The organism is Methylobacterium sp. W2, from assembly GCF_020662345.1.
Taxonomy (GTDB): domain Bacteria; phylum Pseudomonadota; class Alphaproteobacteria; order Rhizobiales; family Beijerinckiaceae; genus Methylobacterium.
Map to the genome: position 1 here is coordinate 16884 of NZ_VMOA01000062.1, position 12181 is coordinate 29064.

The window sequence follows — 12181 nt, forward strand, 5'->3', positions numbered from 1 at the left end:
CAGCTCATCCGTCGCGTGGCTGCCGCATTTCAGGTGCGACACAGATCATCCCGCAGGTCGCGACGCCATCCCGCTGAATGGAGGTGCCAAGCGTCACAGACCGCAACTGGAATTCAGCCTTTGAAACGTCCCGTCAAGGTTGACGGAACCTTCGCTTAACCCGCTCGACCTACACAGGTCGCACCACCGAACGGCCCCGCGGGGACGCTCCGGAACCGGACACCCCGCCCGAGGAGAGCAAGACCATGTCCATGACCGCGCGCTTTCGCGTGTTTCCGCTCGCGGCAGCCCTTTGCGCCGCGCTCAGTGTCGCTGCCTGCACCAACGACAAGGATCTCGCCGACGCCTCGGGGTTCGCCGGCGGCGCCAATACACCGGGCAGCGCGCAGGACTTCGTCGTCAATATCGGCGACCGCGTCTTCTTCGAATCGGATTCGACCGACCTGACGCCGACCGCCACTGCTACCCTCGACAAACAGGCCCAGTGGCTGCAGCGCTACCCTCGCTACACCTTCCTCGTCGAGGGCCATGCCGACGAGCGCGGCACCCGCGAGTACAACTTCTCGCTCGGCGAGCGCCGGGCTCAATCCGTCAAGGACTATCTGTCCTCGCGCGGCCTCGCCGCTGGACGGATGCGGACGGTCTCCTACGGCAAGGAGCGCCCGGTCGCCGTGTGTAACGACATCTCCTGCTGGTCTCAGAACCGCCGCGCCGTGACCGTCCTCGACCGGGGCGCCGGCTCCTGAGGGCGAGCAGTAACCTTTCGAGGAGTGGCCCTGTTTTTGCCGCATCCCGGCACATCTGCTATCTGCGGGGCGCTGCCGATGCATCCCCGTCCGATCCGACCACAGGTGCCGATTCCCATGCTCCGCCGCCTGCTTTTCGCGTCCACGATTCTCGCATTCCTTTCTCCCTTGACCGTCATCGGTCCGGCAACGGCGCAGGATGCGTCGGAATTTATCGTCCGCCTGAACCGCATCGAGAACCAATCGCGCCAGATGGCGGGCCAAATCGAGACGCTGCAATACGAGAATCGCCAGCTCAAGGAACAGCTTCGCAAGTTCCAGGAGGATGTTGAATACCGATTGCAGGAAGGCAAAGGTGGCGGTGGAAAGCCTGCCGCCCCTCCGTCCGGCACCAATCCCGGCCAAGCCAAGCAACAAAAGCGCAGCGATGCCTTTGACCCGGAGCAGAGTCCGGGCCGTCCCGGCGCCCCGATGCCACTCGGCACGACCATGCCCTCTGCCGCTATCGCCGCAGCACCGCCGTCACGGGGACCGGCTGTGCCGCCCACGGTGGTCGAAGCCGATGACGAGGAACCCGGCCTGTCTCCTCCCGGCCTAGGCGGCCCCGTCGACCTCACTCCGCCCTCGCGCGTGCCCACAACCGGCACGCTGGCGAGCCCGTCGCGCCCAATGACCAGCGTGGCTGCAACGACGACGGGTGATGCGCGGGCGGATTACGAGACGGCCTACAGCTACATCGCGGCACGCCATTACGAACAGGCAGAGATGAGCCTGCGCCAATTCATCCAGTCGCATCCGCGCGATGCGCAGGTGCCATCGGCGACCTACTGGCTTGGCGAGAGCTACCTCCAGCGCAACCGCAATCGCGAGGCGGCCGAGCAGTTTCTGAAGGTCTCCACCGATTACGCGCGCTCGCCCCAGGCGCCGGACGCGATGCTGAAGCTCGGAATCTCGCTGAATGCGCTCGGCGCTCGCGAACAGGCCTGCGCGACCCTCGCGGAACTGGAACGCAAATTCCCTTCCGCCGCACAGGGTGTCCGCCAGAGCGTGGTCCGCGAGCAGAAACGCGCGCGCTGCGCCGCTTGAGCGTCGCGCCATCGAGCGACGGGATCGACGCGACGCTCGCCGCCGCCCTGAAGCCCTATCTTGAGACTGGCCACCTGCTCATCGCCGTCTCCGGCGGACCAGATTCCACGGCATTGATGCATGCGGCCGCTCGGTTCGGCCCGGCGCATCCGGTCCAAGTGGCGACGGTGGATCATCGTCTTCGCACGGAGGGAGCCGCCGAAGCCCAAAATGTCGGGATCACAGCACGGGCGCTCGGTCTGAGACACCACATTCTGACCTGGGACGGCGACAAGCCAAGCCGTGGTATTCAGGCCGCCGCACGGCAGGCGCGCTACACCCTCCTCGCGGAATGCGCGGGCCGGATCGGCGCCGATACCATTCTTACCGGTCATACCGCCGACGATCAGGCGGAGACCGTACTGATGCGGCTCCTGGCCGGAAGCGGTCCGGGGGGACTCGCGGGGATGCGGCGCGAACGCGACCTCGCGCCGGGAATGCGCCTAGCGAGGCCCTTTCTCGATATTCCGAAGGCGGACCTCGTCGCCTACTGCGCTGCCCATGGGCTGGTTTCCACGCGCGATCCCTCGAATGTGGATGAGCGCTTCGCCCGCGCCCGCCTGCGCCGCCTCATGCCCGCTCTCGCGGCAGAAGGCCTCAGTCCCGAACGGCTCCGCCGCCTCGCCGCCCGAATGGCTCGCGACGAGGACGCGTTACGCGACGCCGCGAGTGCCGCCTTCACCGCTCTCCGCATGACCGCCGATGCCGTCGTCTTGGATGCCCGTACGCTGGCCGCCTTGCCGGACGCGATCCTCCTCCGCGTGGTCGGCCTCGCATTGCACGAGGCTGGTGGGGGAGGGGCTGTCCGCCTCGAACGCCTGGAACGTCTCGTCTTCGAGGACCTTCAACCAGCCCTCGCCGCGGGTGCCTCCATGCGGCGGACACTTCGCGGCATCCTCGTCGATCTGAAGGCCGGGGGCGTCCTCTCCTTCCTCACAGCCCCCGCCCGGCGGTCTCCATCTTAGGGGCGCGCTCACCTTTCCCCTGACTGGCTTGCCGCAGGCTGGCCCGATTTACTTGGCAAGGGGGGCGGCACTGCCTACATTGCCGACATGCATCCGCGTGATCCGCCCACCAAGCGCGGGACCGGACGCCCCCAGGGATTGATCGATGAACCCGAACTTCCGCAACTTTGCCTTGTGGGTCGTCATCTTCCTGCTCGTGCTGGCCCTCGTCACCCTGTTCCAGAATCCGGGACATCGCGGCGGCGGCAGCGAGATCGCCTATAGCCAGCTTCTGAACGACGCCGATTCCGGCAAGATCCAGACGGTGGTGATCTCCGGGCAGGACGTGAGCGGTACCTATGTCGGCGGTGGCAACTTCACCTCCTACGCGCCCAACGACCCGAACCTGGTGTCGAAGCTGCAGAGCAAGGGCGTGCAGATCACCGCGCGTCCCCCCTCGGACAACACGCCCTGGTTCATCCAGCTTCTCGTGAGCTGGTTGCCCATCCTCGTCTTCATCGGCGCCTGGATCTTCCTGAGCCGCCAGATGCAGTCGGGGGCCGGACGCGCCATGGGCTTCGGCAAGTCGAAGGCCAAGCTGCTCACGGAGGCTTCAGGCCGCGTCAGCTTCGACGACGTTGCCGGCGTCGAGGAGGCCAAGGAAGATCTGCAGGAGATCGTCGAGTTCCTACGTGATCCGCAGAAGTTCCAGCGCCTCGGCGGCCGCATTCCGCGCGGTGTGCTCCTCGTCGGCCCGCCCGGCACGGGTAAGACCCTGATCGCCCGGGCAGTCGCGGGCGAGGCCAACGTGCCGTTCTTCACCATCTCGGGTTCGGACTTCGTGGAGATGTTTGTGGGCGTCGGCGCGTCGCGTGTCCGCGACATGTTCGAGCAGGCGAAGAAGAACGCGCCCTGCATCATCTTCATCGACGAGATCGATGCGGTCGGTCGCCATCGCGGCGCCGGCCTTGGCGGAGGCAACGACGAACGTGAGCAGACCCTGAACCAGCTCCTCGTGGAGATGGACGGCTTTGAAGCCAACGAGGGCGTGATCATCATCGCGGCGACCAACCGGCCCGACGTGCTCGACCCCGCCCTGCTGCGTCCGGGCCGGTTCGACCGCCAGATCATGGTGCCGAATCCCGATGTCGTCGGCCGCGAGCGCATCCTTCGGGTTCACGTTCGCAAGGTGCCTCTGGCGCCGGATGTCGACCTCAAGGTCATCGCGCGCGGCACTCCGGGTTTCTCCGGCGCGGACTTGATGAACCTCGTGAACGAATCTGCTCTACTCGCCGCACGTCGCGGCAAGCGCATCGTCACGATGCACGAGTTCGAGGACGCCAAGGACAAGGTCATGATGGGCGCCGAGCGGCGCACCCTCGTCATGACCGAGGACGAGAAGCGGCTCACCGCCTATCACGAGGGCGGCCACGCCATCGTCGCCTTCAACGTGCCGGCCACTGATCCCGTCCACAAGGCGACGATCATCCCGCGCGGCCGGGCGCTCGGCATGGTCATGCAGCTGCCGGAACGCGACAAGCTGTCGATGTCCTTCGAGCAGATGACTTCGCGGCTTGCCATCATGATGGGCGGACGCATCGCCGAGGAGATGACGTTCGGCGCCGACAAGGTGACCTCCGGTGCCCAGTCCGACATCGAACAGGCGACCCGCCTCGCTCGCATGATGGTGACTCGTTGGGGCTTCTCACCCGAACTCGGTACCGTCGCCTACGGCGAGAACAACGACGAGGTCTTCCTCGGCATGTCCATGGGCCGTCAGCAGACGGTGTCCGAGGCCACGGCCCAGAAGATCGACGCCGAGGTTCGCCGCCTCGTGGAGACCGGCCTCGAGGAAGCCCGCCGCATCCTCGGCGAGCACAAGGACGATCTCGAGGCACTGGCCCAGGGTCTTCTCGAATACGAGACCCTGTCGGGTGACGAGATCAAGAACCTGATCGCGGGTAAGCCTCCGATCCGTGACGCCGGCGACGGACCGACCCCGATCCGTGGCTCCTCCGTCCCCTCCGCTGGTCGCGGCCGGCCACGGGACAGCGAGGGCGGACTGGAACCCCAACCGCAGGCGTGAGGCGGGTGCAATCCTCTTGAGAGATGGAAAAGCGGCGAGGGAGACCTCGCCGTTTTTCTTTTGCTTGCCAAAGGCCAGTTCGAACAGCATCGCTGCTTGATCTTACGGCGAGGCGCGAGTTGGCCGCGCCACAGTTGTGTTGAGGGCTGCCACTATCGATGCACAAAGCAGCCCAAGGCTCGATCGGCGAACTGACCAATCCGGAACACCGTCTCGTCGAAGCCTGCCGTGTGGGCGAAAATCCAGAAGCTCGCCCCCCGAAGAGGCCATCCGCGTCGGCGTGATCCAGGCACTGGGCTGCCCGGAGAGAACGGACGAGCCTGTTGCTCCCGAGGGGGGTGCAACTTGTCGGTGGCTATGGGGTGGGCCTGCTCGCCTGCGGCGACCGCGACTTCGTCCGACCGCTCTGGATCGACGATGCGGATATCTTGAAAGGACTCGACGGCAGTAACAGCCATACGCGGACATTGTCCTTCGAGATCAACCGCAAAGGAAAAGGCTGGTCGGCCCGAGGCGAGAGCATTGCCAGTCCGCTTGTCATCACGCACGCCACCATCACCGGCACCTGCGACCTGGTCAGCGCTCATGTCGCAGGGCAGTCCGCGGCCGAGAGGGCGACTTCCACAATCCGAACGGCACCGCCATCAATGTCCGGCACCATTCGTTTGCCATGCTTCGATACCATTCAGCGAGGCGAAACCGGCTATCATGGGCCGTGACGATCGGGATTGAAGAACGTGCGCAAGTATTTCGGCACAGACGGCATCCGGGGCCGCGCCAACGGTGTGATCACGCCTGAACTCGCCCTCAAGGTGGGGCAAGCGGCAGGATTGGTGTTCCAGCGGGGCGATCACCGCCACAGGGTCGTGATCGGCAAGGACACCCGCCTGTCCGGCTACATGATTGAGACGGCCCTCGTCGCGGGCTTCACCTCCGTCGGCATGGACGTGATGCTGCTCGGCCCCATGCCGACGCCGGCCGTGGCCATGCTCACCCCCTCCATGCGCGCGGATCTTGGAGTGATGATCTCGGCCTCGCACAATCCGTTCGAGGATAACGGCATCAAGCTGTTCGGCCCCGACGGGTTCAAACTCAACGACGACGTCGAGCACGAAATTGAAGCGCTGATCGATGGCGAGTTGCACAAGAAACTCGCCGGCTCGCGTGCGCTCGGCCGCGCCAAGCGGATCGAGAGCGTGCATGCCCGTTATATTGAGTTCGCCAAGCGCACGCTGCCGCGCAATGTCACCCTCGACGGTCTGCGCGTGGTGGTGGATTGCGCCAACGGCGCGGCCTACCGCGTCGCGCCAGAGACCCTGTGGGAGCTGGGCGCCGAGGTCATCGCCATCGGCGTCGATCCCGATGGCTTCAACATTAACCACGATGTCGGCTCGACGGCACCGGCAGCCCTTGCCGCGAAGGTGAGGGAATTGCGGGCCGATATAGGTATAGCCCTCGACGGCGACGCCGACCGTGTTCTCATTATCGACGAGAAGGGCCAGTCGGTGGATGGCGACCAGCTGATGGCGGCCGTGGCAAGATCCTGGAAGGACGACGACCGCCTGACCCAGCCGGGCATCGTCGCGACGATAATGTCCAATCTCGGCCTGGAGCGGTTTCTTGGAGGAATCGGCCTCGGCCTTGCCCGCACCGCGGTCGGCGATCGCTACGTCCTCGAGCACATGCGCGAGCACGGCTACAATCTCGGCGGCGAGCAGTCGGGTCACATCATCATGTCGGACTATGCAACCACCGGGGACGGTCTCGTGGCGGCGCTTCAATTGCTCAGCGTGGTCAAGCGTCAGGAACGTCCGGTGAGCGAGGTCTGCCATTGCTTCGACCCGCTGCCGCAGATCCTTAAGAACGTGCGCTACCGTTCCGGTGCACCGCTACAGCAGGATGCTGTGGTTACTGCCATCGCCCATGGCCGCGAGCGCCTCGGCGAGACCGGCCGTGTCGTCATCCGGCCCTCCGGCACGGAGCCAGTCATTCGCGTGATGGCGGAAGGCGATGACCGACATCTTGTCACGGAAGTCGTGGACGAAATCGTCGATGCCGTTACGAAGGCCGCAGCCTAATCCCACAACGCGTCAGGCGCGAGGCAACGCCATGCCGTGAGGAGGGCGCTCCTGAGCGTCTCCTCATCGGCCCCGTCGAGGGACAGGCTGGTCCAGCCGCGCCGTCCCCAGGCACCGGGAACGGGGTCGAAAAGGTCTGGCTCGGTCTCCACCACAAGCGCCTGATGCTCGGCCGGGAACTTGAGCACGACGCGCTCTTCGTCGACCCAAAGGGTCGCGAATATCCGTCCGCCGATGCGGAAATCCGGATGGCCCATATGAGCGCCTTCCTCCACCCCGGGCAGCATCAGCGCCAGGGCGCGCACGTCTTCAGGGCGCATCAATCACTCCGGCTCATCACTCGCGACAACCGCCGAAGCTCGGCGCGAATGCAAGTTCCACGACATGCCGACAGACACTGCAAGTTCCAGTAAGATCCTGGACGTCTCACGGTTCGGAAAGGCTAACGTTTAACGTTAAGCGCGATTTAACTCATCCGACAGATGATGGGGTCGTCATCCAGGCCGGTGCTCCCACACTTCCGCCGAACGATCGAGTTGAAGGATCCATTATGCGCCGTTCCAAGCTTTCTGCCTTGGCGCGCTCGATCACGCTCCTTGCGAGCGTAGGAGCGCCATGCCTTGCGCAGGCCGCCGACCTGCTTACCACTCTGCCCCCCGAACCGCTGCCCCCGCCCATCGAAATCGGCGGCGCGTGGTATCTGCGCGGCGACGCCGGTGCCGGCATTCTCGGCGAGGGGCACACCGTCGCCAAGGACGTGTCGATTCCTCCGATCCCCTACAAGTACAATGTCTTGAAGGACTATCTGGGCAACCAGGCCTTCGTGGGCGCGGGTATCGGCTATCAGGCCAATTCCTGGCTCCGCTTTGATTTCACCGGCGAGTACCGCTCGGAAGCGAAATGGATCTTCTATGCGGCCGAAAAGCCGAGCGGCGGAATCAACCGTACGTCCGGCAAGTTCTCTTCGGTGGTCGGCATGGCCAACGGCTACGTCGATCTCGGCACATATTATGGCGTCACCCCGTTCGTGGGCGCGGGTGTCGGTTTTGCTCACCACATGTTCGGCGGCGTGACCGACAACGGCCAGGGCTTGTATCAGGGTGGGTATGGCGTAGGCCCGGAAAAGCAGAAGCTCAGCTTCGCCTGGGCGGCCCATGCTGGTCTCGGCTATTCCATCACGCCGAACGTGAAGCTCGAACTGGCCTACCGCTATCTCAACATGGGTTCGGCGCAAACCGGCACGGTCACGTGCGAGGCACCGCCCTACTGCAAGACGGATTACCACCTCAAGGACATCGCCTCGCATGACGTGAAGGTCGGCCTGCGCTGGATCCTCGGCGGTGTCGTTGCACCGGTCGTCGAGTATCAGCCGATGCCGGAACCGATCGTCCGCAAGTACTGAGATTTCCTCGACGACAGCAAGAAGACGGCGCGGATCGATCTCCGCGCCGTCTTCGTTCGGACAGATGCGGCAATCCGGTTAACGCCGCCGTGACCTGTCTTTTCCCGAGCGGCAGATCGTTAGGGTTAAGGCGATCATAACCTTTTGAATTCATCATCTTGGTCAGTCGAACCCCTCGCCGGCATGCATCCGTCTCATGCGCTTTCCGGCCGATGCCTCCTTGAGGAACATGATGACCGCGCCCCGCCCATACCGCTCCGCAGCCGTCGCTGCGATCCTCGCTGGACTGGTGATCGGCACTGCCGCGCCCACCCTCGCTGCGGACCTCCTGCCGCCGCCGCCACCTCCGCCAGCACCCGCCCCGGTTCAGATCGGCAGCGGCTGGTACCTGCGCGCGGATTTCACCGAGAGCTATTACGATCACCCGAAGGACGCGACGCTGGTCGAACCAGGCACGCCGGCGCTGGTGCGCCTGCGCCTGAGCCATCAACCGGGCTATGGCGGCGGCATCGGCTACCGCTTCAACAACTGGCTGCGCATGGACGCCACCATCGATCAGCGCCTGCCCAGCCGCTTCAGCACCTACTCGTCCGGATCGAACTTCGCGAACGGATACAATATCGAAGCCGGCAAGCTCGATGTGCTGACGGCTCTCGTGAATGTCTATGCGGATCTCGGCACCTGGTGGGGGCTCACTCCTTACATCGGTGGTGGCATCGGTATCGCGCAGAAAGACTTCCGCAACGCCTACACCCAGACGACCTGCACCGTTCCGGTACTCTGTGACGGAAGCCCGGTGGTCGGTCCTCGTCCCGCTGCCGCGCGTCGCAACGGTTCGGTCACGTCGCTGGCCTGGGCGCTGACCGGAGGCGTCTCCTACGAGATCGGCGCCGGATTCGCGATCGACGCGAACTACCGTTACGTCAATCTCGGCCGCGCCAAGACGGGCCTCGACGATTTCGGCTTCGGAACCCGACTGAAGGATATCTCAGCCAATGAGGTTCGCGTGGGTCTGCGCTACAGCTTTGCTGGCGGCGCTGCTGCCTTTGGAGGCAACGGTTACAGCGGCGGCAATCCCTACGAGTAGGCGGATAGGCTGACACGCGGTGACTTCAGACACTCCAAGCCCGCCCGGCCATGCCGCGCGGGCTTTTTCGTCATGTGACCACGACAATAGGCCTGCCCGTCATCCACAGGACCTGAAGGCAACGGACCATTAAGGTTACCTAATTATCAATGTTGCAAGGTTTGAAAAGAACAATCGGGCTGCAGCCCTGAGGACGACCTCGATGCGTACCGTCACCCTTGCACTCCTCACTGGCTTTGCTCTCGGTTGGGTTCCAGGCGCCCACGCCGCCGATCTCGACTATGGCGTACTGCGAGGCCCGGATTACGAGCCTGCTTCCACCGAGATCGATTGGAACGGTGGATATTTCGGTGCGCATGCCGGCTATACGACGACATCGATCAACTTCGGACCGTCCGGACAATCGGATCTCGCACAAATTCTTCGCAGCACGTCAGTCGAGAGCGAGTATCGCATCTCGGGAACGAATACCCTGAAGCCTGCTCGCCCCCACGATGTCGGATTCGGCGGCCTTGCCGGCTACAACTATCAATTCGATGAGGCCGTCATTGGCCTTGAGGTCGATTATACCAGCGTGAATCAGAAAGGCCGATCCGAGGATAGCCTAACCCGGCGCGTAATGCTCAGCAACGGGACCTATGATATCTACAGGATCTCCACCGCTGCGCATGCTGACCTTAAGGATTATGCGACGATACGCATGCGAGCGGGTTATCCGATGGGGGCATTCCTGCCCTTCGTGACAGCGGGCTTGGCGATAGGGCGGGCCGTAATCGGCAACGACGTGAGCATCGATCTCAGAGAATATTCAGACGTCAATCGGACGAATCTCATCGGCGGCCTGAGTGACAAGGGTGGCACCGTGAAGGAAAAATACAGCCTCGGATATGCGCTCGGGATCGGCGGTGATTACCTGCTTACCCAGAACATATTCGTGCGCGGCGAATACCAATATCTTCAGTTCGCAAAATTTGGCGACGTGAAAGTGAACGTGAATACGGTCCGTGGCGCGGTTGGCATCAAGTTCTGAGCATTTTCGGGGGAGGAGGGGCGAAGATTGCTCAAGACACCCGAACGTTTGTTTGGTCCAACGCTCTGAAGGCTTACGTCATGCTCCGATATACGATCACTGTCAGCATGGCTGCTATCGCGCTGGTCTCCGGGCCGAATGCCGAGGCAGGCGGCCGACGGAGCTGCCTCCATGCCGGATACGATTACCCCCCGGATGCTCATCGCCATCGTAGCCTGCCGTCGCCGCAGATTTCCTATCGCGACCATTGCGACCGGCCAGCGCCGCGTGTGACGCGGACCACCTACGGGCCGCCACTCGCCGAGGAGCTCGTTCCCACGCACAACCCCAACGCGCCGGTCTACAACGAACCTCCGCCGCGCTTCTCGCACGACTGACCGACGTCAGCTTTCCAGTTCGCTGTCCCAGTACAAGTAGTCCAGCCAAGTGTGGTGGTATTCGCGGTGGTCGAATTCCGGCTGGCGGCGATGGAGCTCGTGCCGCGTCGGCCGGTGGGGTTCGTGCAGGAGCGGCATCTCCGCTTCGGCCGGAGTGCGGTTCGCCTTGCGCAGGTTGCACGGCGAGCAGGCGGCCACAACATTCTCCCAGCTCGACAATCCGCCGCGCGAACGTGGGATGACGTGGTCGAAGGTCAGCCCGCCCGAGGGCATCCGAAGGCCGCAATACTGACAGGAGAAGGTGTCGCGCAGGTAGATGTTGTAGCGGGTGAAGGCGGGGCTGCGCGCCAGGGTCACATAATTCTTGAGGGCGACCACGCTCGGCACCCGCAGGGCGCGGCTCGGTGACCGGGCCTCGACATCGTAGCTGGCCACCAGCGTGACCCTATCGAGGAAGAGGGCGGTGAAAGCGTCCTTCCATGACCATAGCGAGAGCGGATTATACGAAAGCGGCCGGTAATCCGCATTGAGGACGAGCGTTTGGAGATCCAGCATGGCGCTACTCTCTTGACGGATCGACAAGGGGACGACGCCGGCCGTTCCGACGCGGCATCGTCCCCGGATGATGAAAGATCGGTGGTCCCGGCAGTTCGGTCTTCGGCATCCGGCCATCGGAACTCGGTCGCCGGACCGGCACAGGAGGCGAAGAGAACAGATGATCGGGGAGGGGGGACCGGCCTGGGCTTAGCCAAAAGCGGTCGCATCGGGCGGGAACGCCCGGTTTGTGGCGAGGCACATCGACATGGACGGCCAACGCCACCTCCTCGCGTCGATACGAAAAGGCTCTGCCCATTGCGCGTTAGTCTAATATCACCATGACACGCTTGTGAAGGTTGCCCGGAAGATTCGCGACGTCGCGGCCCACACTCTTTCGGGAGGACCGGGCGAATGATGCGTCGGCGGCACCCTTTCGCCCCATTGATCGGCCATCCGACAATTCGATTTTTGGACCCGATGCCACCTCCGGCGCGCGATGTGCCTTGGCTGACGCTTCCCTAAAGGCCATCGCTCTTGCCGGAGACGGGGCTGGAGCGACCGGCCCGCCGCACAGGGTCCGCGTGCCGACGCCAAAGGGGCGGGCATACCAATCCAACGAAAGGAACGACATGGAACTGGGATTTTCGAAGGGCAGAATGCGACATGCAGCGCTCCTTGCCGCGTGGATGAGTGCCTCCCTTCTGAATCCTATTCCAGCCCTGGCACAGACGGCGCCCGCCGCCCCCGCGCAGACGGAGCCGTCAAAGCC

At 64.0% G+C, this 12181-nt stretch carries 12 protein-coding genes; 10 read left to right on the plus strand and 2 right to left on the minus strand.

Going from position 1 to position 12181, the window contains the following annotated elements:
• The first annotated feature begins 245 nt into the window (after positions 1-245).
• The 6 genes from pal to glmM all read left to right on the plus strand — a co-directional run bounded on the left by pal (position 246) and on the right by glmM (position 6979).
• Positions 246-746, plus strand: coding sequence for a peptidoglycan-associated lipoprotein Pal (pal, locus tag FPV16_RS23975; protein ID WP_018043035.1), 501 nt, complete (start codon positions 246-248; stop codon positions 744-746).
• 117 nt (positions 747-863) lie between these two features.
• Positions 864-1832 (plus strand): tol-pal system protein YbgF, encoded by a 969-nt coding sequence (gene ybgF / locus FPV16_RS23980; RefSeq protein WP_227441039.1) that lies wholly within the window; start codon positions 864-866, stop codon positions 1830-1832.
• Positions 1829-2836: a tRNA lysidine(34) synthetase TilS gene (gene tilS, locus FPV16_RS23985; protein ID WP_227441040.1), complete on the plus strand. Its 1008-nt coding sequence runs from the start codon at positions 1829-1831 to the stop codon at positions 2834-2836. The genes ybgF and tilS overlap by 4 nt, the downstream gene beginning before the upstream one ends.
• Before the next feature lie 145 nt (positions 2837-2981).
• On the plus strand, positions 2982-4901 hold the full coding sequence (ftsH, locus tag FPV16_RS23990; RefSeq protein WP_227441041.1) for an ATP-dependent zinc metalloprotease FtsH: 1920 nt from the start codon (positions 2982-2984) through the stop codon (positions 4899-4901).
• 362 nt (positions 4902-5263) lie between these two features.
• Entirely contained in the window at positions 5264-5620 is a 357-nt protein-coding gene (locus FPV16_RS23995; protein ID WP_227441042.1) for a hypothetical protein, read from the plus strand.
• A gap of 18 nt (positions 5621-5638) precedes the next feature.
• On the plus strand, positions 5639-6979 hold the full coding sequence (gene glmM, locus FPV16_RS24000) for a phosphoglucosamine mutase (RefSeq protein WP_227441051.1): 1341 nt from the start codon (positions 5639-5641) through the stop codon (positions 6977-6979).
• On the opposite strand, the gene FPV16_RS24005 is transcribed toward glmM, so the two are convergent.
• Positions 6976-7299 carry an MmcQ/YjbR family DNA-binding protein gene (locus FPV16_RS24005; protein WP_227441043.1) on the minus strand — a complete coding sequence of 108 codons (324 nt, stop codon included), beginning with the start codon at positions 7297-7299 and terminating at the stop codon, positions 6976-6978. The genes glmM and FPV16_RS24005 overlap by 4 nt on opposite strands.
• Before the next feature lie 230 nt (positions 7300-7529).
• Here FPV16_RS24005 and FPV16_RS24010 point away from each other — a divergent pair, with 230 nt between their 5' ends.
• The 4 genes from FPV16_RS24010 (at position 7530) to FPV16_RS24025 (ending at position 10875) form a co-directional block, all read left to right on the plus strand.
• Positions 7530-8381, plus strand: coding sequence for an outer membrane protein (locus FPV16_RS24010; RefSeq protein ID WP_227441044.1), 852 nt, complete (start codon positions 7530-7532; stop codon positions 8379-8381).
• A 229-nt stretch (positions 8382-8610) separates the two neighbouring features.
• Complete coding sequence (locus FPV16_RS24015) at positions 8611-9468, plus strand: outer membrane protein (RefSeq protein ID WP_227441045.1); 858 nt, start codon at positions 8611-8613, stop codon at positions 9466-9468.
• Positions 9469-9670: 202 nt separating this feature from the next.
• A complete protein-coding gene (locus tag FPV16_RS24020) occupies positions 9671-10498 on the plus strand; it encodes an outer membrane protein (protein WP_227441046.1) in 828 nt (275 codons plus the stop codon).
• A gap of 107 nt (positions 10499-10605) precedes the next feature.
• Complete coding sequence (locus tag FPV16_RS24025; protein ID WP_227441047.1) at positions 10606-10875, plus strand: hypothetical protein; 270 nt, start codon at positions 10606-10608, stop codon at positions 10873-10875.
• Positions 10876-10881: 6 nt separating this feature from the next.
• Here FPV16_RS24025 and FPV16_RS24030 read toward each other — a convergent pair whose 3' ends face one another.
• Positions 10882-11430, minus strand: coding sequence for an HNH endonuclease (locus tag FPV16_RS24030; RefSeq protein WP_018043045.1), 549 nt, complete (start codon positions 11428-11430; stop codon positions 10882-10884).
• Positions 11431-12181: the final 751 nt, after the last annotated feature.

Bases quoted from the DNA above. Each gene is read 5' to 3' on its own strand.
- pal (WP_018043035.1), top strand. From the start codon at position 246: ATGTCCATGACCGCGCGCTTTCGCGTGTTTCCGCTCGCGGCAGCCCTT.
- ybgF (WP_227441039.1), top strand. From the start codon at position 864: ATGCTCCGCCGCCTGCTTTTCGCGTCCACGATTCTCGCATTCCTTTCT.
- ftsH (WP_227441041.1), top strand. From the start codon at position 2,982: ATGAACCCGAACTTCCGCAACTTTGCCTTGTGGGTCGTCATCTTCCTG.
- FPV16_RS24005 (WP_227441043.1), bottom strand. From the start codon at position 7,299: ATGCGCCCTGAAGACGTGCGCGCCCTGGCGCTGATGCTGCCCGGGGTG.
- FPV16_RS24010 (WP_227441044.1), top strand. From the start codon at position 7,530: ATGCGCCGTTCCAAGCTTTCTGCCTTGGCGCGCTCGATCACGCTCCTT.
- FPV16_RS24015 (WP_227441045.1), top strand. From the start codon at position 8,611: ATGATGACCGCGCCCCGCCCATACCGCTCCGCAGCCGTCGCTGCGATC.
- FPV16_RS24020 (WP_227441046.1), top strand. From the start codon at position 9,671: ATGCGTACCGTCACCCTTGCACTCCTCACTGGCTTTGCTCTCGGTTGG.
- FPV16_RS24025 (WP_227441047.1), top strand. From the start codon at position 10,606: ATGGCTGCTATCGCGCTGGTCTCCGGGCCGAATGCCGAGGCAGGCGGC.
- FPV16_RS24030 (WP_018043045.1), bottom strand. From the start codon at position 11,430: ATGCTGGATCTCCAAACGCTCGTCCTCAATGCGGATTACCGGCCGCTT.